Origin of the sequence: Thermobifida sp. (assembly GCF_017577275.1) — a bacterium.
GTDB classification, from domain to species: Bacteria; Actinomycetota; Actinomycetes; order Streptosporangiales; family Streptosporangiaceae; genus Thermobifida; species Thermobifida fusca.
Map to the genome: position 1 here is coordinate 130,232 of NZ_PITY01000019.1, position 25,120 is coordinate 155,351.

The window sequence follows — 25,120 nt, forward strand, 5'->3', positions numbered from 1 at the left end:
CTAGGAGGGTGAAGCGTTCCTGTTGTGCTGTGCTGCTACGTCAGCGGCACCGCCCTTGCCGACCGGGCGGAGGCGCTGGTTGCGGGTGGCGTTGAGCTTCGGCTCCAAGCGGGCCACCTCCCGGGAGCCCAACCGGGTCAGGAGCGGCGGCAGGATGCCGCGCACCAGTTGCATAGCGGGCAGCCACCGCTGCCCGTAGACGCGGGGAGCGCGGCGCACGATCCCGGCGACGAGGGCGTCGACGGTGCGCGGCAGCGGATAGGTGCGGTTGAGCGGCCACGGCAGGCGGCTGCGCAGTTCCCGCAGGGCCGTGTCGGCGTCGGCGCCACGCACCATGTCGGTGTCCGTCCAACTGAGGTAGGCGACCCCCACGTCCACGCCGCGGTGCGCGACTTCGACGCGCACCGCCTGGGCGAACGCCTCCACTCCGGATTTGCTGGCGCAGTAGGCGGACATCATGGGAGCGGGGGTCAGGGCCGCCAGGGAAGCGATCTGCAGCAGGTAGCCGCGGTGACGCAGGAGTGCGGGGAGGAAAGCGCGCGCAGTCGCCACACTCCCCAGCAGGTTGACTTCGATGACCCGGTCGAAGAAGACAGGGTCGGAGTCGAGAAACGGCCCGCCCACGGCGATCCCCGCGTTGGCGACCACGATGTCGATGCGTCCGTACCGGTCTTCGATCTCCCGGGCGGCTGCGGCGAGCGCTGCCCGGTCGGTGACGTCGACCTCCCAGAAACTGGACTCGGGGCCGCATGCTGCCGCGGTGGTGGCGAGCTCCTCCGGTTCCAGGCCGACGAGGGCTACGCGTGCGCCGCAGGCGGCGAGCCGGCGGGCGAGGAGCGCGCCCACACCGCGGGCCGCGCCGGTGACCACCGCGACTGTGCCGTCGGGGAAACGGTGCTTCGTCACTGAGCCTCCTCGAGGGGCGGGGCTGCGCTGTCGGTGGCGGCAGCCGGGGCGACGTGGCTGCGCAGCAGCTCCTGCAGTTCCGCGCTGACCTGCTCGGGGGCTTCGAGCGGGGTCATGTGGCCGAGGCCGGGCAGCAGGGTGAGCTTCTCGCAGGCGGGGAGGGCCTCGGCGAGTCGGCGGGCGTGGAAAGGCGGGGTGAGCCGGTCGGCGGTCCCCACGAGGACACGGGTGGGGATGTCGAGGCGGGGCACGGCAGCGGACAGGTCGAGGTCGCGGAGGACCGCCCCCCAGCGGGCGCGCGGCAGCGCCCGGCAGGCGTGGACCATGCGGACGCACAGGTCCACCATCTCCGGGGAGGAGCCGGGGGACATGGTGACGTAGCGCAGCCCGGCGCGGGTCAGCGGGGTGATCGGCCCGAGCGGCAGCGGAGCGGTGAGCAGCATCCGGTGGAAGGCGGAGCGCAAGAGAGACGGGCCGCCGACCACGTGGGCGCCGGGGACCAGCTCGTGGCTGCCGGTGCTGGCGAGCAGCGCAGCCGCCACCCGGGAGCGGAATTCGGGCCGGTCCGCTGCGGCCATGAGGGTCATGCCTCCCATGCTGTGGCCGACGACGGCGACCCGGGTGCCGCGGGGGACTGTGGCATGCAGCACTGCGCACAGGTCGTCGGCAAGAGCCGTGGTGCTGTAGCCGCTGCGGCGCGGAGTTTCGCTGCGCCCGTGCCCGCGCTGGTCGTAGAGGACGGCGCGGATGCTGTCGCCGAGGACACGCAGGATGGGGAGCCACACCAGGGTGGAGCAGGTCCAGCCGTGGCTGAACACCACGGTGGGGGCGTCCTCGGGGCCGTGGACTTCAGCGTGCAGCATGGTGCCGTCGGCGGAGCGCACACGTAGGACGCGGGTGGGGCGGGGCGGGCGGAGTGTGTCGGGGAGTCTCACACTACCTCCGGTGCGGTCGGGGCGGACGGTGCAGTGGGGGTGCGGGCCGGGAACAGGTGGTATTCGGCGGGGTCGATCCGGCGGGTGGCGGCGCGGAAGCTGAGGGTGGAGCCGGGCCACAGGGTGGTGTTGCAGCCGCGGGCATCGAGGTACCAGCTCGCGCAGCCGCCCCGGGCCCACACAGTGCGCCGCATCCGCTGCTGGAGCCGGGCATTCCATGCGTCTTGGGCGGAGCGGCGAGGTTCGAGCGCTGCGCTTCCGGTCGAGTCGAGGTGGCGCAGGGCGCTCAGGATGTAGTTCAGCTGGGATTCGATCATGTAGATCATCGAGCTGTGGCCCAGCCCGGTGTTGGGGCCCACGATGAGGAAGAAGTTGGGGAATCCGGTGACCGTGGTGCCGCGCAGGGCGCTCATGCCGTCCCGCCAGTGGTCGGCGAGCGATCGTCCCGCGCCGTCGTAGATACGGTTGGCGATCGGCATGTCGGTGACGTGGAAACCGGTGGCGAAGACGACGGTGTCCACGTCGTGGGTGGTGCCGTCGGCGGCGACCAGGGTGCTGCCCCGCACTTCCTGCAGACCGGAGGCGACTACGTCCACGTTGGGGCGGCTCAGCGCCGGGTAGTAGTCGTTGGACAGCAGGATGCGTTTGCACCCCATGACGTAGTCGGGGGTGAGTTTCGCGCGGAGTTCCGGGTCGCGGACAGCGCGGCGCAGGTGGGCACGGGCGACGACGGTGGCGGCTTGAAGCAGGGCGGGGTAGCGCACGAAAGCGCCGACCATGGATTCGCGGGTGAGGTAGACGCCTGCCCGGGCGAGTTTTTGGGTGGCGGGAATGGTGCGGAACAGCCACTGCTCCAGGCGGGTGATGGGACGGTCGGCGCGCGGCATCACCCAGGCGGGGGTGCGCTGGAAGACGACGAGCCGCTGCACCAGGGGCTGGATGGCGGGGATGATCTGGATGGCTGAGGCTCCGGTGCCGATCACCGCGACGCGTTCGCCGGCAAGGTCGTGGTCGTGGTTCCAGCGGCTGGAGTGGAACACCTGTCCAGGGAAGCCGTCCAGGCCGGGGATGTCGGGGATGACGGGGTCGGCGAGCGCCCCGGCAGCGCTCACCAGGATGTCGCAGGTGTAGGTGGTGGCGGTGGTGCGGACGGTCCAGCGCAGCTGGGCAGGGTCCCAGCGGGCTTCCACGACCTCGTGGCCGGTCCGGATGTGGGGACGCAGGCCGAACCGGTCGGTCACGTCCTCCAGGTAGGCGCGAATGTGCGGCTGGCCGGAGAAGCTGCGCGGCCAGTGCGGGTTGGGGGCGAAAGAGAACGAGTACAGGTGGGAGGGAACGTCGCAGGCGCATCCGGGATAGGTGTTGTCGCGCCAGGTTCCACCGACGTCGCCGGCGCGTTCCAAGATGACGAAGTCGGTCTGGCCCGCCTGGCGGAGGCGGACGCCCAGTCCGATCCCGCCGAATCCCGATCCGATGATCGCGATCCGCACGTGGGGCGCTGCGGGCGTTGCCGTGGAGCCCATAGCACTACCTCTCGTCGATGACCATTGAAACAATGAGCGTTGTAATGTTTGAGCGTAAACCATGACAATGCTCATTGGAAGATTTGAGTCACGCTTGACCGAGGTGCAGATCACATCTTTGTGGGGGTGGGGTGCCCGGTGGTGTCCGCCAGCCTCGGCTGTCGGGGTGCACAACGGTGCCGCCAGGAAAGAACGCACCTGAACTGCGGGGATACGGCTTTCGGAAGCCACCCTAGGGCGAGCTGAGGCGTTGTAGCCACGGCCTGCGGGAGAGAAACCTCACGCATACGAGCCGTCGGCGGCCTGCCCCCCTGCGGGCTGCGCGAACTGGGTCCAGTAGAGCTGCGCGTAGCGGCCGCGCGCGGCGAGCAGTTCGACGTGGGTGCCTCGTTCCACGATCCGCCCGTCCTCCACCACCACGATGAGGTCGGCGGTCTGGACCGTGGCCAACCGGTGGGCGATCACCAGCGCGGTGCGTCCCGCCAGTGCTTCGGCGAGCGCCTCCTGGACCTGTGCTTCCGAGTCGGCGTCCAGGTGCGCGGTGGCTTCGTCCAAGATCACTACGCGGGGCCGAGCCAGCAGCAGCCGGGCAAGGGCGAGCCGTTGGCGTTCCCCGCCGGAAAAGCGGTAACCACGCTCACCCACCACCGTGTCGAGACCGTCGGGCAGCGCCGCGACAAGGTCAGCAGCCCGTGCCCGACGCAGCGCCTCCCACAGCTCCTCCTCACTCGCCTGCGGCCGAGCCAGCAGCAGGTTAGCGCGGATGGTGTCGTGGAACAGGTGCCCGTCTTGGGGCACCATGCCCACGGTGGCACGCAGGGACGCAAACGACAGGTCCCGCACATCGACCCCGGACAGCCGGACCGCGCCCTCGTCCACGTCGTAGAACCGAGCCAACAGGTGCGCAATCGTCGATTTTCCCGCCCCCGAGGACCCGACCAGGGCTACCAGCTGCCCCGGTTCCACACGGAACGACACACCGTGCAGCACGTCCGCTCCGCCGCGCGCCTCCAGCTGCGCCACCTCCTCCAAGGAGGCCAGCGAAACCTCGTCCGGGGCCGGATAGGCAAACCGTACCCGGTCAAACTCCACGGACACCGGCCCCTCCGGCACCGTTCGGGCAGCCGCACGCTCTTGAATGAGCGGTTCCAGGTCCAGGACCTCGAAAACCCGCTCAAAGCTGACAAGCGCCCCCATCATCTCCACTCGCGCATGCGCCAGGGCCGTCAGCGGAGCGTACAAGCGGGTCAGCAGGAGGGCGAGCGCCACCACCGCCCCGGCATCCAGGTGGCCGCGCAGCGCAAAAAAGCCACCCAGCCCGTAGACCAGCGCCAACGCCAGCGCGGAGACGAGGGTCAGCGCGGTGAAGAACACGTGCTCCAGCATGGCTTGGCGCACTCCGATGTCGTGGACGCGCGTGGCTCGGGCAGCAAACTCCGCCGACTCCCGCCCTGGGTCCCCGAACAGCTTGACCAGGGCTGCCCCGGGAGCGGAGAAGCGTTCGGCCATCCGCGTGCTCATCGCCGAATTGTGTTCGGCCGCCTCCCGCTCCAGCCGGGCAAGGCGGAAACCCACGCGGCGCGCGGGCAGCACGAACACGGGCAGCAGGACCAGTGCCGCCACCGTGACCTGCCACGACAGCCCCACCATCACTACCAGGGTCAACGCCAGCGTCACCACGTTGCCCACCACACCGGACAGGGTGTCGCTGAACGCCCGCTGTGCGCCGATGACGTCGTTGTTCAACCGGCTGACCAGAGCACCCGTGTGGGTGCGGGTGAAGAAAGCGATCGGCATGCGCTGTACGTGGTCGAAGACTGCGGTCCGCAACCGCAGGATGAGCCCTTCACCGATCCGCGCCGACAGCCACCGCGCGACCAGCCCCACCCCCGCCTCGGCCAGGGTGATACCGGCGATGAGCAGCGCCCATCCCCCGACAACACCGATGGGGGCACCCCCGACGATGCCGTCGACTGCCTGGCCTGCGACCACCGGGGTCGCCACCGCCAGCACCGAGCCAAGCACGCTGCACACCAGAAAAGAGCCCAGCAGCGCCGCGTGCGGGCGGGCGAATCCCCCGATCCTCCGCAGGGTGGCCAAGGACAGCGGGCGCCGCTCCTCAGGGGCCTGGGTGGTGTGGTACAGCGCGTGCCACGCCGTCATCTCCATGCTCATGGAACGGGCACCGACCTTTCAGCCAGAAACAGGAACGGGGGCGGGCGAGGAAACCACGCCGTGACCGACGCGCGGCAGCCTAAAACCTCAACCAAAGTTGAGGTCAAGGTTTCGGGCGGCAGGGAAAGACACGGTCGAAACCTGGTCATGGCAGGCAGCGCCTCCGCTGCCGGCGGACACTGACCGGGCACGCTGAGGCGTGGCAGGCGGGTCGATGCCGCTGAATTTGGTGGCGTGCCAAGGGTTTGGCCGCCCACGCCGGGGATAGTCCGGACGCCATGACCCAGATCGCGTCGGGGACGCTGGCGGAACGGCGAAGCATGGAGGGCATCGACACCGTCACCGAACTGCTCGACGACGGCAGGAGCAGACACGTGACCAGGTCGTGCTGCGACGGAGACCGCAGCTTCGTCCGCCCCGGCCCGGGCTGCAGCGGATGCAGGCCCGAGCGCGGACAGGCCGCCATGGACAGGCGGCCCACCCCGGCCTCCAGCAGGGAACCCCTGCCAGCCCAGGACAGCCGGCTCGGCTCGCCCAGCCCTGCAGCGTCCGCTTTCCCGCGGACTCCGCTGCGTTTCGCCGAGCGTGGGCCGTCTCCAGTGACAGTGCCCCAGCCACCCAGTCCACGAAGCAGCCGGGAGCAGCGCACCCGATTTCGGACCGCAACGGTCCCGCACCGGGCGATGCTCCCGCGTCCCACAACGCCGCCCACCAACCGGCAGTCGAGTCCGCTGGGTGCTCCTTCAAGGCGAGCCCGCACGGCCGTATGCGCCGCAATCCCTGTTCCGGGACCGCAATGATGCAGAGAAAGGGTGAGTGACGACCATGACTGCCTCAGACGTGGTGCAACCGACCACCGCGGCACCCCGGAAACGGCCCAAAGGGGCGGTCCTCGCCTCATGGCTGTCCGCCACCGACCACAAGGTCATCGGCTATCTGTATGTCGCCACCGCGTTCTTCTTCTTCCTGGCGGCCGGCATCATGGCGATGCTGATCCGGGCCGAACTGTTGTTCCCCGGCCTGCAGTTGATGAACAACGAGACCTACAACCAGTTGTTCACGGTGCACGGCGGCGCCATGCTGCTGCTGTTCGCCACACCCATGTTCGCCGGGTTCGCCAACCTCGTCGTGCCGCTGCAGATCGGCGCCCCCGATGTGGCGTTCCCGCGGCTGAACATGTTCAGCTACTGGCTGTTCTTGTTCGGCGGCCTCACCGTCCTCCTCGGATTCGTCACCCCCGGAGGTGCGGCGAGCTTCGGCTGGTTCTCCTACGTGCCGCTAGCGGACGCGGTGCGGTCCCCGGGCATCGGGGGTGACCTGTGGGCGCTCGGCCTGATCGTCGCCGGTCTGGGCACCATCCTGGGGTCGGTGAACTTCATCACCACGATCCTGTGCATGCGCGCCCCCGGCATGACCATGTTCCGCCTGCCGCTCTTCACCTGGAACGTGCTGTTCACCGGGATCCTGGTGCTGCTGTCCTTCCCCGTGTTCACCGGGGCGCTGGTCGGGTTGGCCGCGGACCGGATCGTGGGGGCGCAGGTGTTCAACCCCGCGGTGGGCGGCCCGGTCATGTACCAGCACCTGCTGTGGTTCTTCGGCCACCCGGAGGTGTACATCATCGCGCTGCCGTTCTTCGGCATCGTCACCGAGGTCATCCCCGTGTTCAGCCGCAAGCCGCTCTTCGGCTACAAGGGCATGGTGGGGGCGACCGCGGCGATCACCGGGCTGTCGATGACCGTGTGGGCGCACCACATGTTCCCCACCGGCGCGGTGCTGCTGCCGTTCTTCTCCTTCATGACCTTCCTCATCGCGGTGCCGACCGGCGTGAAGTTCTTCAACTGGATCGGCACCATGTGGCGCGGCCAGCTCACCTTCGAAGCGCCGATGCTGTTCGCTATCGGTTTCCTCGCCACCTTCCTGCTCGGCGGCCTCACCGGGGTGATCCTGGCCTCCCCGCCCATGGACTTCCACGTCACCGACTCGTACTTCGTGGTGGCCCACTTCCACTACACGGTGTTCGGCACCGTGGTGTTCGCGATGTTCGCGGGCTTCTACTTCTGGTGGCCGAAGTTCACCGGCAGGAAGCTCAACGAGACGCTGGGCAAGTGGCACTTCTGGGTTCTGTTCCTCAGTTTCCAGGGCACGTTTTTGGTACAGCACTGGCTGGGTGCGGAAGGCATGCCGCGCCGCTACGCGGACTACCTGCCGTCGGACGGGTTCACCCTGCTCAACCAGATCTCGTCGGTGTCCGCGTTCATCCTGGGCGCGTCCACACTCATCTTCCTCTACAACGTCTGGTGGACGGCCCGCCACGGCGAGAAGGTCCACGGAGACGACCCGTGGGGCTACGGCGCCTCCTTGGAGTGGGCGACCTCCTGCCCGCCGCCGCGGCACAACTTTACGTCGCTGCCGCGGATCCGTTCTGAGCGGCCCGCCTTCGACCTGCACCACGGCCACCGGCTGCATCCCACGCGGGAACCCCTGGTGGGCCAGCAGGAACAAGCCCAGCAGAAAGACGAAGGCCAGGAACCGTCCTGACCTGAGGGAAACAGCTCGCGGGGCACCGCTCCGGCAGGGTCCCCCGCCAGCGAGTGGGCGTCAGTCTTCCACCGGCGCGGGGCGGGGGACCGGCGGCGTCTCTATGACGGCCGCGGCACGCTGGTCGGCCAGGTGGGCGCGGACCGACCAGGCGACTGCGCCGAGCCAGACCAGCCAGATGATCGCGTATATCGCGGTCTGGGTCGGACCGGAGACAGCGACCCAGTCGCTATTGAGAATGGTGCGGGTGTTGGTGAGTAGGATCAGCCCGCCGACCGCGGACCCCAGGACTCGCGGCGGGAAGACCCGGACGATCCACGCGGCGATGGGAGCCGCGACGACACCGCCGATGAGCAGCGCCACCGCCCAGCCCAGGTTCACTCCGGCAGAGCCGAGTCCGACGAGGAATCCGGCGCTGGCAGCGAGGGCGACGAGGAACTCGCTGGTGTCGATGGAGCCGATGACTTTGCGGGGCTCGATACGCCCGCTGGCGAGCAGGGCGGGCGTGCCCACCGGACCCCAGCCGCCGCCTCCGGTCGCGTCGACAAATCCGCCGAACAGGCCCAGCGGGACGAGGAAGCGCCGGCGTACAGGCTTGTTGAGGTCGCGGGTGGACACCCCCCAGGCGGTAAAGCGGATGAGGATGTACACCCCGAGGACCAGCAGGATCGCCGACATCACCGGCTTGGCGGTCTCCGTGGACAGGCTGCTCAAGAAGGTCGCCCCAGCGAAAGCCCCGATCGCCCCCGGCACAGCGATCCGGCCCACCACTTTCCAGTCAACGTTACCGAGCCGCCAGTGGGCGATACCTGACGCGAGCGTGGTGCCGATCTCCGCCAGGTGGACCGTAGCCGAGGCGGCAGCCGGATTAGTACCGATGAGCAGGAGCAGGGTGGTGGAGGTGACGCCGTAGGCCATGCCGAGACTGCCGTCGACGAGTTGGGCGAGGAAGCCCGCTAGTGCCAGGAGGACCAGGGCACGCATGGGACGGACCTTTCGGGTCGGGAGGCGAAATGATTCTCGACTAATTTAGTCGGTTTTATGGGTTGGAGGAACCTGTTTTCCGTACGAACCGCGGCCATGCCCGGCTGCGCGCCCGCTCAGGGAGCGGCCTGCCGCAGCAGCAATGCGGCAGGCCGCGAAGGGAAGGATTAGACCGCGACCTGTGCGCCGGAGGAACGGGTGAAGACTCCGGCAGGCCGTTGCAGCCCGTAGTGCTCCCGCAGGGTCCGTCCCGTGTAGTCCGTGCGGAACAGTCCGCGCTCCTGCAGGATGGGCACCACCGTGTCGACGAAATCCTCCAGGCCTCCGGGCAGGTAGGGAGGCATGACGTTGAACCCGTCGGCTGCTCCCTGCGTGAACCACGTCTCCAGTTCGTCGGCCACCTGCTCAGGGGTGCCCGCGAACGTGCGGTGGCCGCGCCCTCCGCCGAGCCGGGCGATGAGCTGCCGCACGGTGAGCGACTCGCGCTGGGCCAAGTCTGCTACCAGTTGGAATCGACTCTGGTTGCCGCGGATTTCGTGCACCGGCGGAAGCGGCGGCAGCGGGGCATCCAGGGAGTGCTCGGTCAGATCCACCCCCAGCATCTGCGATAGCTGCCGCAGCGCGTAGGCAGGGGAGATGAGCTCCGTGAACTCTTGCTCCAACGCTTTGGCCTCGGCCTCGGTATCGGCGATGAACGGCACGATTCCCGGCAGGACCTTGAGCTCATCGGGGGAACGGCCGTGGGCAGCGAGCCGGCCCTTGAGGGCGGCGTAGAACCGCTGGCCTTCCTCCAAGGTCTGCTGCGCGGTGAACACGGCCTCCGCCCAACGGGCCGCGAAGGCGATGCCGTCCTCGGAGGAGCCTGCCTGAACCAGCACCGGGCGGCCCTGTGGAGGCCGCGGGCTATTGAGCGGCCCCCGGATGGTGAACCGATGCCCGGTGTGGTCGACGCGGTGGACCCGGGAGGGGACGGCGAAGGTTCCGCTCGCCTCGTCCAGCACGATCGCGTCGTCTTCCCAGCTGTCCCACAGCCGGACTGCGGCCTCGAGGAATTCGTGGGCGCGCGCATAGCGCTCCCCGTGCTCGGGGATCTGGTCGAGGCCGAAGTTCGCTGCCTCGTCGGCACCACCGGAGGTGACAATGTTCCACCCGGCCCGGCCGTCGCTGATGTGGTCGAGCGACGCGAACGCCCGGGCCAGGGTGAACGGGTGGTTGTACCCCGTGGACGCGGTGGCGATGAGACCGATCCGCTCGGTCACCGCGGCGATCGCGGCCAGCAGGGTGATCGGTTCGAAAACCGTGGTGACGTTGTGCTCGAGGCGGTGCCCGACCGCCAGGGTGTCGGCGAAGAAGACCGCGTCGAGCTTGCCGCGCTCGGCGATACGCGCCAGCTCCTGAAAGTGCGCGGCGTCGAAGATACGGGACGCCTCCGTACGGGGGTGCCGCCACGCGGCCTCGTGGTGGCCGACGCCCATAAGGAAAGCGTTGAGGTGCATCTGCCGTTCAGCCTGGGGCATGACTTCTCCTGTTCGTGTGGATGGGTTAGACATGGTCGAGGCGCCAGCGAGAGAAGCGCCGTTCCAGGGACACCAGGAGCTGGTTGAGGAGCAGGCCTACCGCGGCGATCGCGATGATCCCCGCGTACATGTGGGTGATCTGGAAGTTGAGCTGGGAGGCTTGGACGAGGTAGCCGAGCCCGGAGCGGGCCCCCACCATTTCTGCGGCCACCAGGACGAGGATCGAGGAGGTGCCCGCCATGCGGATCCCCGTGAACACGGAGGGGACTGCGGCGGGCAGGACCACTTTGGTGAACACGCTCACCGGTGAAAAGCCGAGGGAGACCGCGGCCTTGACCAGCAGCGGGTCCACGGTGCGTACCCCTGTGATGGTGTTCAGCAGGATCGGGAAGGTGCACGCGTAGACCACCAGCGCGATCTTGGACGTCTCGCCAATCCCGAAGAGGAGCACGAAGACCGGGAGGAGGGCCAGTGCCGCGGTGTTGCGGAACACTTCCAGCAGCGGGGCGAGCAGGTCGCAGACTGGCCGGTACCAGGCCACCAGAATGCCGAGCGGGATCGCCGTGGCCACGGCGATGAGGAATCCGGTCAGGCCCCGGCCCAGACTCGCGGCCACATGCTCTCCCATCTGGCCATTGCGGACCAGGACGAGGAGAGTGTCGAGCACTTCGCTCAGCGGCGGCAGGAAGACGCGGTCCACCAGGCCAAGCCGTGGGGCCAGCTCCCACAGCAGCAGGAAGGCGGTGGGGGCAGCGCAGCGTCTCGCCCCCAGCGCGGCCAGCCGGGCGAACTGCCCGGTGGGTGGTGATGCGGGCCGGTCCTGGCCGCGCGGGTGGGCGGCGGGGGCGGGGGGAGCGAGCGTGTCAGTCATGAGGGCGGTCCTTCCACGAGGGGACGGTCCGTTCGAGTTGCTGGGCAGCGGTCACCTCGCCGCGCAGCTCCGCCCAGACGGCGTGCCGGTACCGCCGGAAGGCCGGGTCGGAGCGCGGGTCCTCTGCGACGCTGCGGTCGAGGTCGATGTCGAGCACGGTCTTGATCCGCCCGGGTCGCGAGGTCATCACAGCCACCCGCTGGCCCAGGTAGACCGCTTCGTCGATGCTGTGGGTGACGAAGAGAATGGTTTTGCCGGTGCGCTCCCAGATCCGCAGCAGTTCGTCTTGGAGCGTTTCGCGGGTCTGGGCGTCCAGCGCGGCGAACGGCTCGTCCATGAGGAGCACGTCAGGGTCGAAAGCGAGGCTGCGGGCGATAGCGACGCGCTGCCGCATGCCGCCGGACAGCTCGTGCGGGTAGCGCTCCGCGAATCCGGCGAGCCCGACCAGTTCCAGGTAGTCGCGGGCGAGCTGGGCGCGCTGGCGGCGACCGACCCCACGGGCTTCCAGGCCGAATTCGACGTTGCCTTGGGCAGTGCGCCAGGGCAGCAGCGCGTACTGCTGGAAGACCAGGCCCCGATCCAGGCCGGGTCCGGTAACGGGGACGCCGTCCAGCAGGATCTGCCCGGAGGTGGGGCGGGCTAGGCCGCCGAGCAGGTCCAGCAGGGTGGACTTGCCGCAGCCGCTGGGGCCGACGAGCACCAGGAACTCCCCGGCGCGGATGTCCAGGGTGACGTCTTCCAGCGCGGTCACCCGGCCGGTGGAGCGGCGCCCGCGCCCGGCACTCCGGGCGGGGAACTCGTGCCGGACCCGGTCGAGGCGCAGTTTCGGGGTCATTGGCCTTCTCCCGTGGTTCCGCCGCCGGCGGTGGCGGCGATCGGTTCGCCGTCAGGCCCGGAGTCGGGCGGGTAGGTGCCGTTGGCATAGGGGTTGAACTCGTTGGTGTACACCTCGGAGAGGGAGATGCGGCCCTCAGCGAGCTCCCCGTTGCGCACCAGCCAGTCGTGCCAGACCGAGAACTCCTTGTCGGCGATCACCCCGCCGGGGCCTGCGACGCCGTCGCTCTTCCAGTACTGGATGGTCTCGGTGTCTTCGTTGCGGCCGCGGCGTTCGATGATGGAGACGAACCGGTCGACAACCTCCTCGCGGGGCCTGGTCTGGGCCCAGCGGATGGCGCGGGCCACCCCTTCGACGAACGCGCGGGTGGTGGTGGGGTGGCGTTCGATGAAGTCGTTGCGGAGCACGAGGCTGCCGTAGCTGAACGCATAGAGGTCGGTATCGGTGAACAGGGGGCGCAGTCCGCCGCGCTCCAAGGCTTTTTCCCGATGGATGCCGCTGAGGGTGGCGACGTCCACTTGGCCGCTGCGGAGCGACTGCTCGGCGTTGACCGGGGGGACGACGGTCAGTTCGACCTGGGCGATCTCCTCCTCGGTCAGTCCGTTGCGGGACAGCCATTCGCGGACCACGAACTCGTGATGGGCACCGAGGGTGTTCATGGAGACGGTGGCGCCGATCAGGTCGCGCGGCTGGGTGAGGGGACTGTCCTCGAGCACGTAGTAGCCGCTGTACGTCTCCTCGTCGGAGCCGTAGTAGGCGATGACGGCGGTGACCGGGGACCCGGCGGCGACGAGTTTGAGGATCGCCCCGTTGAAGGCTCCCCCGTAGTCGGTGTCGCCGGTGGCGGCGGCCTGGATGGACTGGGGGCCGCTGGTGGTGTCGCTGAGCCATTCCAGGTCGATGCCGTCGAGGTAGCCGAGGTCGGCAGCGAGTTCGGGGAGGGTGACGGACCCCGTAGTGCCCTGGTAGCGCAGGACAGTGGCCTCCCCGGTGCCGTCTGAGCCGCGCGAAGGGCCGCACGCGGCCAGCAGGGGGAGGGCTGCTCCGACGGCCGTGGTGTACCGCAGGAAGTCGCGTCTGGTGTGCATGGCTGCTCTCTTCGTCAGGGTCGGGAGGGGACAGTGCCGGGATGCCTGCGGTGACTACCGGCGGTAATGACGCTAATGCTCCCCTCTCCCTAAAGTCAACTAAATAAGTAGGAATAGTGTGAATATGGGCGGGGAAGGCACCCGTGCCCCGGCCGGCGGTATAGCTGACCAGGAGGAGGGCAGAGGAATCTGCATGGACCAGCAGCACACCGCGTCTTCCGACCCGTCGCCCGCCACCCTGCGCCGATGGCGGCGCATGCTCGCCGACGAACGGGAAGAAGCCCGCGCCTACCGGGAGCTGGCGTACCGCCGCGACGGAGAAGAACGGGAGATCCTTCTCGCCCTGGCCGAAGCCGAAGCGCGCCACGTCGCCTACTGGGAGCGTCTTCTCGGCGACCGGGTGGGCAAACCGCGGCGCGGTTCGTGGCGCATGCGGGCCCTGGCTTTCCTCGCCCGCTATCTCGGCTGGGTGCTCGCCCTGGCACTCCTGCAACGAGCCGAGCACCGCATCCCCTATGAAGCGCCCGACGTGCCCGAGCGGATCGTGGCCGACGAACGCATCCACGCGGAGGTGGTGCGCGGACTCGCTGTCCGAAGCCGGTCCCGGCTCTCCGGCAGACTGCGCGCCGCAGTATTCGGGATCAACGATGGCCTGGTCAGCAACATCGCCCTGGTGCTCGGCGTCGTCGGCGGCGGCGCCACCGCCGATACTGTGCTGCTCACCGGGCTGGCCGGGCTGCTTGCCGGGGCGCTGTCCATGGCTGCGGGCGAATACGTCTCAGTCAGCTCGCAACGGGAACTGCTTGCCGCATCCGTCCCCGACGAGGCGGCCCGAGAATCCATCCCCCGCCTCGACGCCGAGGACAACGAACTCGCTCTCGTCTACCGGGCCCGCGGCGTCCCCGCGGACGAAGCGCAGCACCGCGCCACGACGATGCTGCGCCTCAGCAGAACCGGACCGCCCCCGGAACTGCCCGGAACCACCGACCCCGAAGTGGTCGGCACCGGGATGAGCGCGGCCGCGTCCAGCTTCGTGTTCTTCGCCGTGGGTGCAGCTCTGCCCGTGCTGCCGTTCCTCGCCGGCATGTCGGGCCTGGCCGCGGTAGCGGTGGCCTGCACGGTCACCGGAATCGCGCTGCTCGCTGTCGGAGCGGTCGTCGGCGTGCTCTCCGGATCGTCGCCGCTGCGGCGCGCCCTGCGGCAGCTCACCATCGGCGTGGGAGCCGCTGCCGCCACCTACCTGCTGGGACTGCTGTTCAACACGGTCGCCACCTAGCCCGAAGCCCGCCGTCGGCCCAGGCCAAGCGGTGGTTTGCGGCCCAGAAGGCCGGGTAGCGACGCGGCACGACACGACCGTCAGGCACAGGGGGCACCAGGGATGACTCAGACCATGGGGAGTTGGCAGGAGACCCGGACTGGGCTGCTCATCGACGGAGAGATCGAAGGCGCTGACGAGTGGTTTCCGGTCTTCGACCCGGCCGCACCCCACCAGGTCGTCGGCTACGCCGCGGTAGCCACCCCGGAACAGGCCCGCCGGGCCGTGGACGCCGCCGACACTGCATGGACACGCTGGAGCGCTCAGGAACCGGAGCAGCGCGCCGAACTTCTCCTCGAAGCCTTGCGGGACCTGCACGACAGCGCCGAGGCGCGGAGCGACCTCCTCGTCCGGGAAAGCGGACTCACCCGGACCGAAGCACAGCTTGAGCTTTCCGTGTTCGAACAGCGGTGCATCACAGCCGCCGGGATCGCCGGAGAACTACGGCAAGTCCGCCGCCTCCTGCCTCAGCCCAGACAAGGAGAGGCCCCGTTCAACGCTCCCCTGAGGGAAGGGCTCGCCCCGGACCAGGTCCGCTCCGAAATCTCAGTGATGCCGCTGGGCGCGGTGACGATCATCCTTCCCCCCACCTGGGCGCTGGCGGTCCTCGCCACCAGTCTCCCGCACGCCCTCGTCGCGGGGAACACCGTGATCGTCACCCCCTCGCCGACCGCTCCGCTGACCGTCGTCCGCACCCTCCAACTGCTTGCCGAACGGCTCCCCGCCGGAGTCCTCAACGTTGTCACCGGAAGCGACGAAGCCGTCTCCCCGACCATCCGGGACCCCCGGGTACGGCGGATCGTCTTCACCGGCAGTCCGGAGGCGGGCCGGACCATCCTGCGGGTCGCAGCCGACACCATCACCCGGGTGACGCTGCAACTCGGCGGAAACAACCCCGCGATCCTGCTCGACGACGTCGCCCTTGACGCGGTCACCGTCGAACGGATCGCCGTCGGCGCCTTCATGATCGCGGGCCAACTGCACCGGGGAGTGAAACGCCTCTACGTCCACCGCTCCCGCTACCAGGAACTGGTCGAAGCCCTCTCCGCGCAGCTCGCCAACCACCGGATCGGACACGGGCTGCACCCGGACACCACCATGGGGCCGCTCATCAACGCCCGGGATCGCGACCACGCCCGCGACCTTAGCGACCGTGCCCGCGCCATCGGCTGCGAAGTGCGGGAATTCGGGGAAATCGGCGAAGAGACCCAGCAGAGCGGAGGCTACTTCCTGCGCCCCGCCCTGGTCCTCGACCCGCCCCTGGACGAGAGCATCGTGGTCGAAGCCCAGTCCGGGCCGGTCCTGCCGATCCTGCCCTATGACGACGTGGACCGGGTGGTCGCGGCAGTAAACCAGGACCGGGCCGGGCTGTGCTCCTCGGTGTGGAGCACAGACCTGGACCGTGCCGGCGAAGTCGCCGCCCGCCTCCGCACGGGAACCACCTGGATCAACGGTGCCGGAGTGCTCGCCGAGGACGACCGCGCCCCGTCCGGCGGATTCCGGCAGAGCGGCATCGGCCTGCAGAAAGGCATCGAAGGCCTCATGGAGATGAGCGAAACGCACACCGTGACCTATCCGGGTTGACCGCCCCGCAGGGCACGGCCTTCCGACTGCGGTCTGCTCACGCCGCGGCAGCCAGCAGACCGCCCCCGCCTGACCGGGCCGCACGGCCCGCTGCCAGACCGGGCGTGTCACGCGCCCAGGGCATCCACGGCAGCCATCTCCTGCGGGGCGAGGGAGAAGTCGGTTACAGCAAAATTGCTGCGGATCCGCTCCGGCGTGGCAGAGCGGGGGATGACCAGGATGCCGTGCTGCAGGTGCCAGCGCAGCACCACTTGGGCCGGGGTCTTCTGATGGGCTTCCGCGATCTCAGTGATCACCGGGTGGGTGAGCAGGGCTCCCCCTTTCGCCAACGGTGCCCACGCTTGGGTGGCGATGCCGTGTCGGGCATGGTAGACGCGCTCTTCGAGGCGCGGCCGGGACGGGTTGAGCTCGATCTGGTTGACCGCTGGCACCACGTCGCAGGCCTCAAGGAGGACGGCGAGCTGGGCGGGGGAGAAGTTCGACACGCCGATCGCGCGTACCACGCCTTCCGCGTACAACTGCTCAAGGGCCCGCCACGTTTCCACGTTGACTGCATCGGACGCGTTGGGCCAGTGGATGAGGTACAGGTCGATGACGTCGAGGCCGAGCCTGCGGCGGCTGGCGTGGAACGCGTCCAAGGCCGGTTGGAATCCGTGGTGGTTGTTCCACAGTTTGGTGGTGATGAACACGTCCGAGCGGTCCAGCCCGGAGTCAGCGAGCGCCGCGGCGACCGCAGTCTCATTGCGGTACATCTCGGCAGTGTCGAAGCAGCGGTACCCGGCCGCCAGCGCCGCAGCGACCGCGTCGTAGCCTACCTGCCAGGTGCCGAACCCTAGTTGGGGCATGGTGACCCCGTTGTTGAGGGTGACAGTAGGGACTGCCATAGCTTCACTCCTCGCCGCAGCGGAAACTCCGCGGAGACGGATACCCCCAGCAGGGCGCTCCAATCAGGCCTGCATGGCAACGGGGCCGCCACTGGGGCGGCCCCGCGAAGGACGGATGCTGCCGGTTAGCGTCCCGCGGGCTCGGGAGTGCCTGCCAGCAGGAGCCGGTCCAGCATGTCCTGCATGGTCACCAGGCCGATGAGCTCCTCCTCCTCTTCCACCAGCGCCAAGTGGGTGCGGCTTTCCCGCATGATGCTCAGCGCCGCGTAGATGGGGGTGGTGGCGTCCAAGGTCAGGACTGGCCGCATGAGCTCGGCGGCGGTGGTGCCGGGCGGGCACGTGAACGTGTCGCGGACGTGCAGCACCCCGAAAGGCTCGTCCTCGCCGACCAGGAGACGCAGATGCCGGCTCTCCCGCACTACCCGGTGGATCTCCGCGATGTCGTCATCCGGGCCGACCTGCGCGAACTCCTCCTTCGGGGTGATGATCTCCCGCAGCGGCCGGGAGTTGACCTCCAAAGCGGTCGCCAATTGCGCGCGCCGCTCCGGATCCAACGCTCCCGCCTTAGCGGAGTGCTCCACCAGTTCCCGCAGGTCCTCCGGGCTGTGGCCGGAGGCGACTTCGTCGACGGCCTCCACCCCCAGGCGGCGCAGGCACCAGTTGGCCATGCCGTTGAGCGCGACCAGGGCGGGCCGGGTGAACCACATGAACACCCGCATAGGGATGGCCAACAGGATCGCCGACCGCTCCGGGTGGGAGATCGCCCAGGACTTGGGGGCCATCTCCCCGATGACGAGGTGGAAGAAGGTGACGATCACCAAGGCCACCACGAAGGAGACCGTGGAGGAGACTGCTTCGGGCAGCCGACCGTCAAACAAGGGTTCGATGAGGTGGTGGACGGCCGGCTTGGTGATCGCACCCAACGCCAGGGTGCACAGGGTGATCCCCAACTGGGACCCGGCGAGCAGCAGAGACAGGTCGCGGGCGCTGCGCAGCGCGGCCCGCGCTGACAGGCTGGTCTCCGCGGCTTCTTCCAGCCGGTAGCGGCGCGCAGCCACCAGAGCGAACTCGATAGCCACGAAGAACGCCGACAGCCCGATGATGAGTACCGACAGCACGAGGGCCACCACCGGGTTCAGCCCGCTCATGCGGTCACCCCCGTCCAGCTGCTCTGCGGGCTCTCCCGCAGTTCGAGACGGATAGTTTCTGGAACGTGGCGGTCCACTGCCTCCACGACCAGGTTGACGACCCAGTCGGGCTCGTCGTCGTCAGCCCCCGGGTGCCGGGGCAGGGCCACGGTGACCCGGTCTGCGGGACGGGGCAGGCGACGGAGCCGGGTGATCACGAGACCACCGAGGGTCTCGTAGTCGCCCGCGGGAAGGTCGTGGCCGAGGAGCCGCTCCACTTCGTCGATGTGGAGCGCACCGGGAAGCAGCCAGTTGCCGTCTTCGATGACCCGGGCCTGCGACTCGTCTTCCGGGTCGTGCTCGTCGGCGATCTCCCCGACGAGTTCTTCCGCGATGTCTTCGGTCGTGACCACCCCGGCCAAGCCCCCGTACTCGTCGACCACGCAGGCGAACTGCTCGTTCGCCTCGTGCAGCCGCGCCACAAGGGTCGGCAGCGGAAGGGAAGTGGGGACGAGGACAGCGGTGCGGGCGACATCCGCGACCCGGGTGGTCTCCCACGTGGCAGGATCCAAACCGAGGATGTCGCGGAGGCACACCACCCCGGTGACGGTCTCCACCCCGGTGAGTACCGGGAAGCGCGAGTGGCCGGTAGTGGTGATGAGTTCCACGACCCGGCTGACCGGGTCGTCGGCCTCCACGAAGGTGACCTGCGGGCGCGGGATCATCGCGTGTTCCGCGGTCCGCTCGTGGAAGTCCAGGGAGCGGTCCAGCAGGGTGGACAGCTCCGCGGGCAGGTCGCCGCTGTCGCGGGACTCCTCCACGATGCGTTCCAGGTCGCGCGGGGTGGCGGCGTGCTGGACGTCTTCCACCGGTGTGATGCGCACCGCTTTGAGCAGCAGCATGGATGCCCGGTCGAACAGCCAGATGAGCCACCCGAAGAGACGCAGGTAGATGCTGGTCGATAGGGCCAGTCTGCGGGCAACGGGCTCCGGGCGGGCAATCGCGAGGTTCTTGGGGAACAGCTCGCCGAACACCATCTGGACGACGGTGGAGAACAGCAGCGCCGCGACGGTGCCGATAGCCACTCCGGTACCGGAGGGAATTCCGATACCGCCGAGGAGTTCGCCGATCCCCGCCCCGATCATGGGTTCGGCGACGTAGCCGACGAGGAGACCGGTGACGGTGATACCGAGCTGGGCACCCGAGAGCATGAACGAGGTGCGGGAAGTGATGTCGAGGACGCGCCGGGCCTGCGTGTCCCCGGCGGCAGCTCGGGCTTTGAGCCGAGAACGGTCAACGGCGACAAAGCCGAACTCCTGGGCGACGAAGTAGCCGGTGACCGCGGTGATCAGGAAGACCACCAAGACTCCGAGGAGAATTGTGACGCCGACGTTCATCGCGCACATACCGCCTCGGAGTCGTAGGGGAGTTCGGTCAGTGCGCGACCGGCTGAGTGGGGGTCGTCAGAGTCGGAGCAGCAGCGTCTCGTGACGCTGCTGCTACTTCGGGACGGGTCCATTGCCTCTCTCTTTAGACGGTGAACCTGTTACCAGTTGGATACGAGTGCCGGGGCTGAGAAAGTTCCCCTCTGTCGTGGGGTTGAATCCCACGAGATGGGGTGGATATTCCCGGCCCGGCTCACTCGGTGCCGTCGTCGCCGTCGGGAAGGGTCTCCCATTCGCGGCGGCGGGCTTCGGCGATGGCAATCGCGGTGGCAACCGCGACATTAAGGGAGCCGACGCGTCCGGTCTGCGGGATGTAGGTGACGGCGTCCACCGCAGCGAGCAGTGCCGGGGAACAGCCGTGGTCCTCAGCTCCCACAGCCAGGCACACGTCCCCGGTGAGGGGAGCACGGTGCAAGGGGACCGCGCCGTGGGCGAGTTCGAGAGCCACCACACGGTAGCCAGCGGCGCGGGCCGCAGCAACGGCCTCGGCGCTCGTCGCGGTCTTCTCCCAACGCACCTTGGTCTGCGTACCCAGTGCGGTCTTGTGGACCTGACGGTGCTCTGGGGTGACGGCGTTTCCCGTCAACCAGAGGGTGTCGACGCCGAACGTCGCGGCGGTGCGCAGGATCGAGCCGAGGTTGAACGGCTGGGTGACCGATTCGACGATGAGGCTGATGCGGTTGTGGGTGTGCCTGCGCCAGTGGCGATTGAGCCGTTTGACGTCAGTAGGGCGGAGCTGTGTGCTCACCTGGAGTGCGTCCTCGTGTGGTGTCGATTCCGAAAGCCGAGTCTAGCGGCGGGTCAGGGTCGGCGCATGGTGCGCAGGATTCTATAACCGGCGCGGGAAGCGACTCGGTCCGTGGGGTAGCCGGAGGCGTCCAGCCAGCGGTGTAGCGAGTCGGCGCCGAGGTGCTTGTGCACGACAAAGTGGGCGTACGCGCCGTCGGCGAGGCGGTCCAGCCACGTGGTCAGCAGGGTGTGCAGGGCCTGTTTGCCGATGCGGATGGGCGGGTTGGACCACAGGGCGGCGAACGGGCCGCGCAGGAGCGGGTCCACGGGGTCCTCGGGGCCGGGCGCGCGGTGGAAGGAGACGTTGGGGACAGCGTTGGCTTCCGCATTGCGGCGTGCCAGCGCGAGGGCGCGCTGGTTGGTGTCGATCCCCACGACGGTGGCTTTCGGGGCGCGCAGTGCCATGGCCAGCGCAATGGGGCCGTAGCCGCAGCCGAGGTCGAGCAGAGTGCCGTGGTCGGGAGGTGGGGGAACGGTCTCGAGCAGGATCCGTGTGCCAAGGTCGATCCGGTCGGGGGAGAAGACGCCCCGGTCGGTGGCGAGCCGCAGGTGCAGGTCGGGGAGGAGCAGGGTCACGGTGGCGGTGCGGCTGGGCGCGGTCGGATCAGAGTCGAAGTAGTGCGAGGCCACGTCGGGTGAGGGTAGCAGGGGCGGCCGGGATCCGCAGGCACCCCACCAGGACAGACCTACTGGTCGGTATCGTGGTGGCGTCTGTTCCGCCCCGTTGTGGCAAGGAGTTGTGCCGTGAAACGTTTCGAAGGCAAAGTCGCGGTGGTGACGGGCGCCAGCCGAGGCATCGGATTCGCCGTGGCACGCCGCATCGTCGACGAAGGAGGCCGGGTGGTGGTCACCGCGCGGGGTGCGGAAGCCCTCGCCGAAGCCGTCACCCAGCTCGGCGGCCCCGAACACGCGCTGGGCATCGCAGGACGGGCCCACGACCAGGCCCACCGCGCCGAAGTCGTCCAACGCACCCTGGACACGTTTGGCCGTGTCGACGTCCTCGTCAACAACACCGGCATCAACCCTGTCTTCGACTCGATCCTCAAGGTCGACGAGGCAGCCATGGCCAAGATCTTCGAGGTCAACGTGATCGCCGCGGTGGGCTGGGTGCGCGAGGTCTACAACGCGTGGATGGGGGAGCACGGCGGGGCGATCGTCAACGTGGCCTCCCTCGCCGGCCAGCACCCCTCGCCCGGGATCGGCATCTACGGCGCCAGCAAGGCGGCACTGATCAACCTCACCCAGCAGTTGGCCTACGAACTGGCGCACCGACGGATCCGGGTCAACGCGGTCGCACCCGCCGTCGTCAAAACCCGTTTCGCCGAAGCGCTGTACGCGGAGAACGAAGAGAAAGTCGCGGCCGGATACCCGCTGGGACGGCTGGGTGAACCCGATGACATCGCGGCAGCCGTCGCCTACCTGGCGTCCTCGGACGCTTCCTGGGTGACCGGACAGGTCATCACTTTGGACGGCGGCAAGACCCTGCGCGCGGGTGTGGAATAGCTCACGGTCGTTCGGACGGGCTCACCGTAGCGGGTGCTCCGCGTGGCAGCATGCGGGGCGCCCGGCACAAGCACCAGCCGTCTGCCAGGTGGGGAACGGCACGACGGCACACGGGGGTGCCGCAGATGCGGCACACTCACGACGTGGGAACCTCACTGTTTTCTGGACCCGCCGCGGCCCAGCGAGGGCTGCACGGCATACGTATTGTCGGCGCCGGCCTCAGCGCGATGGTAGGCGCCGGGGTGTTCGCGGTCGTGGCCCCCGCGGCCCGCGCAACCGGTGTGTGGCTGCCGCTGGCACTGCTGATCGCAGCAACGGTGGCCTACTGCAGCGCCGTTTCCGAGACCCGGTTGTCCCTCCACCATCCCGGGCGGGGCGGCGCCTACGTGTACGGTCAGCGCCGACTCGGCGAAGGCTGGGGAGTCCTCGCCGGATGGGCGTCCGCTGTGGGCGCAGTAGCCGCCTGCAGCGCGGTCGCGCTGACTTTCGGCGTCCACGTCTGGCCCAGCCACCCTAGGGCGGGCGCGCTGGCGGTACTGGCCGCAGTGGCAGTGCTCGCCTGGAGCGGGCTCCGCCCCTCCCCCCGAACTGCGGCGGCCGCGTGCGCGGTCGTGGTCGCGATCCTCGCCGGGGTGGTGGTGCTCGCCTGGGGCGGAGGCGCCGCCGACACTGCGCGGATTGCCGCGGCGCTGCGGTGGCACGGACTGGCCGCGGTCCTGTCCGCGGCAGGGCTGCTGTTCTTCGCGTTCACCGGCTGGCGCCCCATCACCTCTCCGCGGCTAGGCGGCTCAGAGCAGCAGCTCGGCTGGGCGCTAGGCGTCGCCCTGGGCGTTTACAGCGCGGTAGCGGTCACCGCCCTGGCTGTGCTGGGGCCGAGAGAGCTAGCGCGTTCCACGGTCCCTCTGGTGGATGTGGTGCTCCGCAGCGCTGCCAGTGACGTCGCCGCGTCCGTGGTTGCTGCGGGCGCGGCGCTGGCGTGCGCGAGCGTCCTCGGCCCGGCGCTGCTTGCTGCAGCGCACAGCGTGGCCGTGCTCGCCGCTGACAGGCACGTGCCCCGCTGGCTGGGCGGGGGAAGCCGCCCGCTTGGCGTTCCAGAGCGGGCACTGTTCGCGGCAGGAGCCGCCTCCGCGGCCGTCATCGTCGCCGACCTCGACCTGTGGGCCGCGGCCGGCGTGGCAGCGTTCGGAAACCTGGTGTACTACGCGGTGACGAACGCGTCAGCCCTGCGGCTCGGCCCCACCGAGCACCGGCCGTGGCTGGCACTCCCCGTAGTGGGACTCGTGGGCTGTATCGTGCTGGCGCTGTGCCTGCCGCCTAAAGCCGTGCTGTACGCGCTGGCTGCGGTCGGTGCGGGCGTCGCAGTGTTCGTGGCGCGGCGCTGGTGGCGGAGGAGGACGGCACGGGCCTGACCGCGCCGCAGCAGCTTCTGGTGAGGGGACCACGCGCCTCCCGAAACGGGAGGCGCTTTCGTTATCGCCCAGCTGGAGAGGACTCCACGAGGAAAGCCAGGCCGCGCCGCGCCGGCACGGAGAGACGCAGGTGCGGCAACTGTTCCGGGGAGAACCAGGACGCCTCGATAGTGGAGCCGTCCGTCTCTGCTACCCGGACCGGGCCTGGGTCGTCGACGTGCGCGTGGAAGAACACCCACAGGGAGTAGATGTCGGTGTAGGGGCCGTCCGGGTGGTTGCGATAGTGGTGGGTGACCGCGAGCAGCCGTCCCAGCTGGGCTTCCTGGCTGCTCTCCTCAGCGATCTCACGGATCAAGGCGGTACGGATGTCCTCCCCGTGGGCGACTCCGCCACCCGGCAGGTGCCAGGTGCCTTCCCCGGGATAGCCGGGAGCGATCCGGGACAGGAGGAGCCGCGCCGCCGGGTCGGTGACCAGTCCGTAGACCGCGAAACGGCGGAGCGCCGTAGCGGGAAGGACCTCCTCGGGGACCAGTTCCTCGGGGGTGGGCCGACTGGGCAGGGCCAGGGCTTCCGCGAGGGAGTGGGTTGCCGGGGACGTGGTGGGAGTGGCGTAGTAGATCCGGTCGATGTGCATGTCGAGCACGTGGTCACCGTGCTGGACGGTGACCGTCTCGGTGCGGACGTCGACCGCGGTCAGCGGTGCAGCGGCAGGAAGCCGCGCCGCTTCGCGCAACCGGGCCGCCGGATCGTCGCCGAAATCGAGGCGTACCGACACCAGCGTGGCAGTGGGGGCGTGCACGCCCCCGTCAGCGGTGGTCGGTAACAGATGGGCGGTGGTCCGGCGCACAGGCTGAGGACCGGGAGTACTCACAGCAGGCTTGCTCCGGGAGAACGCGTGCCCGTGGTCAGCGCGGACAGCTCCGTCAACGTGTGGATCGTGGTGATCTCGGTGGCAGGGAGCAGACGGTGCCGGTCGCACAGCACCGGGTAGAGGCCCGCGTTGAGCGCCCCGATCGCATCCTCATACATCTGGTCGCCCACATACCACGTCTGGTGGGGGGCTACCCCGAGCTGTTGGCAGGCCAGCAGGAAGATCCGCGGGTCGGGTTTGCTGGTCCCTGCCGCCTCGGCGCACACGACCGCCCCGAAGTGGTGGGCGAGGTTGAGCGTGGAGAGCTTGTCGTGCTGCCGGTTCTGGTCGCCATTGGTGATCACCCCGAGGCGGATGTTGCGCTGTGCCAACTGGGTGAGGGTAGGGGCGACATCGTCGAAGGTCCGCCAGGCAGCGCGGTGCGCGTCTAAGTAGCGCTGGTACAGCTCATCACAGTGCTGGTCGGAGATGTGGGAGTGCCCTGCCTGGGTAGCTAACGCGCGGACGAGCTGCCGCCGCTTCTCCGCCAAGGGGATCCGCCCAGCACGGTAGGCGCTCGTGGACAGGATGCCCTGAACGTCCCAGAGGACGCGAGCAGCCGAGAAGCTGGGGTGGCCAAGGCGCTCCATGAGGACGCGCACCCCTTGAGAGACAGCGTTGTAGTCGTCCACCAGGGTGTCGTCCACGCTGAACAGGATGGCGGCAGGGGGAGTCGTCGTGGGGTGGTAAGGCATTATTCTCGGGTTTCCGTTTCCGTGACATGCGGGTGGTGGAAACGGGATCACGGTAGCGGTTATTTCGGGCTGAGGGAGAATCGGCTC

At 69.0% G+C, this 25,120-nt stretch carries 21 protein-coding genes; 5 read left to right on the forward strand and 16 right to left on the reverse strand.

The window, feature by feature from the left end; all coding sequences use genetic code 11:
- The 4 genes from CW348_RS04735 to CW348_RS04750 all read right to left on the reverse strand — a co-directional run bounded on the left by CW348_RS04735 (position 1) and on the right by CW348_RS04750 (position 5,539).
- Positions 1-906, reverse strand: coding sequence for an SDR family oxidoreductase (locus tag CW348_RS04735; RefSeq protein ID WP_016188778.1), 906 nt, complete (start codon positions 904-906; stop codon positions 1-3).
- Positions 903-1,841, reverse strand: coding sequence for an alpha/beta fold hydrolase (locus CW348_RS04740; RefSeq protein WP_011292125.1), 939 nt, complete (start codon positions 1,839-1,841; stop codon positions 903-905). The genes CW348_RS04735 and CW348_RS04740 overlap by 4 nt, the downstream gene beginning before the upstream one ends.
- Entirely contained in the window at positions 1,838-3,364 is a 1,527-nt protein-coding gene (locus CW348_RS04745) for an NAD(P)/FAD-dependent oxidoreductase (RefSeq protein WP_011292124.1), read from the reverse strand. The genes CW348_RS04740 and CW348_RS04745 overlap by 4 nt, the downstream gene beginning before the upstream one ends.
- 279 nt (positions 3,365-3,643) lie before the next feature.
- Complete coding sequence (locus CW348_RS04750) at positions 3,644-5,539, reverse strand: ABC transporter ATP-binding protein (RefSeq protein ID WP_104612709.1); 1,896 nt, start codon at positions 5,537-5,539, stop codon at positions 3,644-3,646.
- A gap of 825 nt (positions 5,540-6,364) precedes the next feature.
- On the opposite strand from CW348_RS04750, the gene ctaD reads away from it, so the two are divergent.
- Positions 6,365-8,077: a cytochrome c oxidase subunit I gene (ctaD, locus tag CW348_RS04755; RefSeq protein WP_104612708.1), complete on the forward strand. Its 1,713-nt coding sequence runs from the start codon at positions 6,365-6,367 to the stop codon at positions 8,075-8,077.
- A gap of 60 nt (positions 8,078-8,137) precedes the next feature.
- On the opposite strand, the gene CW348_RS04760 is transcribed toward ctaD, so the two are convergent.
- The 5 genes from CW348_RS04760 to CW348_RS04780 form a co-directional block, all read right to left on the reverse strand.
- On the reverse strand, positions 8,138-9,061 hold the full coding sequence (locus tag CW348_RS04760; protein ID WP_011292120.1) for a sulfite exporter TauE/SafE family protein: 924 nt from the start codon (positions 9,059-9,061) through the stop codon (positions 8,138-8,140).
- 167 nt (positions 9,062-9,228) lie between these two features.
- Complete coding sequence (locus CW348_RS04765; protein ID WP_011292119.1) at positions 9,229-10,578, reverse strand: LLM class flavin-dependent oxidoreductase; 1,350 nt, start codon at positions 10,576-10,578, stop codon at positions 9,229-9,231.
- 25 nt (positions 10,579-10,603) lie between these two features.
- Positions 10,604-11,449 carry an ABC transporter permease gene (locus CW348_RS04770; protein ID WP_016188775.1) on the reverse strand — a complete coding sequence of 282 codons (846 nt, stop codon included), beginning with the start codon at positions 11,447-11,449 and terminating at the stop codon, positions 10,604-10,606.
- Positions 11,442-12,284, reverse strand: coding sequence for an ABC transporter ATP-binding protein (locus CW348_RS04775; protein ID WP_011292117.1), 843 nt, complete (start codon positions 12,282-12,284; stop codon positions 11,442-11,444). The genes CW348_RS04770 and CW348_RS04775 overlap by 8 nt, the downstream gene beginning before the upstream one ends.
- Positions 12,281-13,372, reverse strand: a complete 1,092-nt coding sequence (locus tag CW348_RS04780) for an ABC transporter substrate-binding protein (RefSeq protein WP_011292116.1) — start codon at positions 13,370-13,372, stop codon at positions 12,281-12,283. Before CW348_RS04780 ends, CW348_RS04775 begins: the two co-directional genes overlap by 4 nt.
- A 193-nt stretch (positions 13,373-13,565) precedes the next feature.
- Here CW348_RS04780 and CW348_RS04785 point away from each other — a divergent pair, with 193 nt between their 5' ends.
- Complete coding sequence (locus CW348_RS04785) at positions 13,566-14,648, forward strand: VIT1/CCC1 transporter family protein (protein WP_016188774.1); 1,083 nt, start codon at positions 13,566-13,568, stop codon at positions 14,646-14,648.
- Positions 14,649-14,750: 102 nt separating this feature from the next.
- Positions 14,751-16,271, forward strand: a complete 1,521-nt coding sequence (locus CW348_RS04790; protein WP_051122469.1) for an aldehyde dehydrogenase family protein — start codon at positions 14,751-14,753, stop codon at positions 16,269-16,271.
- A 107-nt stretch (positions 16,272-16,378) separates the two neighbouring features.
- On the opposite strand, the gene CW348_RS04795 is transcribed toward CW348_RS04790, so the two are convergent.
- The 5 genes from CW348_RS04795 to CW348_RS04815 all read right to left on the reverse strand — a co-directional run bounded on the left by CW348_RS04795 (position 16,379) and on the right by CW348_RS04815 (position 21,146).
- Positions 16,379-17,155 (reverse strand): aldo/keto reductase, encoded by a 777-nt coding sequence (locus tag CW348_RS04795; protein WP_011292113.1) that lies wholly within the window; start codon positions 17,153-17,155, stop codon positions 16,379-16,381.
- Between the two features lie 125 nt (positions 17,156-17,280).
- Positions 17,281-18,303, reverse strand: coding sequence for a hemolysin family protein (locus CW348_RS04800; RefSeq protein ID WP_011292112.1), 1,023 nt, complete (start codon positions 18,301-18,303; stop codon positions 17,281-17,283).
- Positions 18,300-19,679 carry a hemolysin family protein gene (locus CW348_RS04805; RefSeq protein WP_016188772.1) on the reverse strand — a complete coding sequence of 460 codons (1,380 nt, stop codon included), beginning with the start codon at positions 19,677-19,679 and terminating at the stop codon, positions 18,300-18,302. The genes CW348_RS04800 and CW348_RS04805 overlap by 4 nt, the downstream gene beginning before the upstream one ends.
- Before the next feature lie 241 nt (positions 19,680-19,920).
- Entirely contained in the window at positions 19,921-20,475 is a 555-nt protein-coding gene (locus tag CW348_RS04810) for a TrmH family RNA methyltransferase (protein ID WP_011292110.1), read from the reverse strand.
- 53 nt (positions 20,476-20,528) lie between these two features.
- Positions 20,529-21,146, reverse strand: a complete 618-nt coding sequence (locus CW348_RS04815; protein ID WP_061783675.1) for a class I SAM-dependent methyltransferase — start codon at positions 21,144-21,146, stop codon at positions 20,529-20,531.
- A gap of 114 nt (positions 21,147-21,260) precedes the next feature.
- Between CW348_RS04815 and CW348_RS04820 the strand changes: the two genes are divergently transcribed.
- Entirely contained in the window at positions 21,261-22,019 is a 759-nt protein-coding gene (locus CW348_RS04820; protein ID WP_011292108.1) for an SDR family oxidoreductase, read from the forward strand.
- Positions 22,020-22,162: 143 nt separating this feature from the next.
- Positions 22,163-23,428 (forward strand): APC family permease, encoded by a 1,266-nt coding sequence (locus CW348_RS04825; RefSeq protein ID WP_159055992.1) that lies wholly within the window; start codon positions 22,163-22,165, stop codon positions 23,426-23,428.
- 61 nt (positions 23,429-23,489) lie between these two features.
- Here the strand turns inward: CW348_RS04825 and CW348_RS04830 are convergent, their stop codons facing one another.
- Together CW348_RS04830 and CW348_RS04835 are read right to left on the reverse strand one after the other, a co-directional pair.
- Positions 23,490-24,299 (reverse strand): NUDIX hydrolase, encoded by an 810-nt coding sequence (locus CW348_RS04830; RefSeq protein WP_104612704.1) that lies wholly within the window; start codon positions 24,297-24,299, stop codon positions 23,490-23,492.
- Complete coding sequence (locus CW348_RS04835; RefSeq protein WP_011292105.1) at positions 24,296-25,033, reverse strand: HAD family hydrolase; 738 nt, start codon at positions 25,031-25,033, stop codon at positions 24,296-24,298. The genes CW348_RS04830 and CW348_RS04835 overlap by 4 nt, the downstream gene beginning before the upstream one ends.
- Positions 25,034-25,120 lie beyond the last annotated feature (87 nt).

What these genes read in the sequence shown, in the direction of transcription:
- CW348_RS04770 (WP_016188775.1), bottom strand. Translation starts at nt 11,449, where the DNA reads ATGACTGACACGCTCGCTCCCCCCGCCCCCGCCGCCCACCCGCGCGGC.
- CW348_RS04765 (WP_011292119.1), bottom strand. Translation starts at nt 10,578, where the DNA reads ATGCCCCAGGCTGAACGGCAGATGCACCTCAACGCTTTCCTTATGGGC.
- CW348_RS04780 (WP_011292116.1), bottom strand. Translation starts at nt 13,372, where the DNA reads ATGCACACCAGACGCGACTTCCTGCGGTACACCACGGCCGTCGGAGCA.
- CW348_RS04750 (WP_104612709.1), bottom strand. Translation starts at nt 5,539, where the DNA reads ATGAGCATGGAGATGACGGCGTGGCACGCGCTGTACCACACCACCCAG.
- CW348_RS04800 (WP_011292112.1), bottom strand. Translation starts at nt 18,303, where the DNA reads ATGAGCGGGCTGAACCCGGTGGTGGCCCTCGTGCTGTCGGTACTCATC.
- CW348_RS04760 (WP_011292120.1), bottom strand. Translation starts at nt 9,061, where the DNA reads ATGCGTGCCCTGGTCCTCCTGGCACTAGCGGGCTTCCTCGCCCAACTC.
- CW348_RS04745 (WP_011292124.1), bottom strand. Translation starts at nt 3,364, where the DNA reads ATGGGCTCCACGGCAACGCCCGCAGCGCCCCACGTGCGGATCGCGATC.
- CW348_RS04835 (WP_011292105.1), bottom strand. Translation starts at nt 25,033, where the DNA reads ATGCCTTACCACCCCACGACGACTCCCCCTGCCGCCATCCTGTTCAGC.
- CW348_RS04805 (WP_016188772.1), bottom strand. Translation starts at nt 19,679, where the DNA reads ATGAACGTCGGCGTCACAATTCTCCTCGGAGTCTTGGTGGTCTTCCTG.
- CW348_RS04785 (WP_016188774.1), top strand. Translation starts at nt 13,566, where the DNA reads ATGGACCAGCAGCACACCGCGTCTTCCGACCCGTCGCCCGCCACCCTG.
- ctaD (WP_104612708.1), top strand. Translation starts at nt 6,365, where the DNA reads ATGACTGCCTCAGACGTGGTGCAACCGACCACCGCGGCACCCCGGAAA.
- CW348_RS04790 (WP_051122469.1), top strand. Translation starts at nt 14,751, where the DNA reads ATGACTCAGACCATGGGGAGTTGGCAGGAGACCCGGACTGGGCTGCTC.
- CW348_RS04775 (WP_011292117.1), bottom strand. Translation starts at nt 12,284, where the DNA reads ATGACCCCGAAACTGCGCCTCGACCGGGTCCGGCACGAGTTCCCCGCC.
- CW348_RS04795 (WP_011292113.1), bottom strand. Translation starts at nt 17,155, where the DNA reads ATGGCAGTCCCTACTGTCACCCTCAACAACGGGGTCACCATGCCCCAA.